We start from the raw sequence: 266 nt of genomic DNA, 5'->3' as shown, positions 1-266 counted from the left end.
ACAATAAACTGATGAGATGGAGACTGGACATTTTAAAGGAACACGGACTTGGAATCAAAGAGATTCGGGAGACGATCGCCAAGATTGACCCGCTTCCGGGAGCAAAAGAATTCTTAGACGAACTGCGCTCATTTAGTCAGGTAATCCTAATCAGTGATACATTTACAGAGTTCGCACAGCCTTTGATGGAAAAGCTTGGAAGACCGACACTGTTCTGCAACAGCCTTGAGATTGCAGATAACGGTGAGATCACAGACTTTAAGATG

The 266-nt window shown here is 44.0% G+C and carries 1 protein-coding gene; it reads left to right on the top strand.

All coding sequences use genetic code 11. The features are described from left to right. Positions 1-266: HAD family hydrolase (locus AC2FA3_RS15265; RefSeq protein ID WP_490510327.1), on the top strand; the 266-nt coding region annotated here is incomplete at both ends.

This window comes from Janibacter sp. CoH_79_TC_3 (assembly GCF_058197955.1).
Note: the sequence above shows the minus strand (reverse complement) of the source record. Positions and strands in the feature narration are given on the sequence as shown.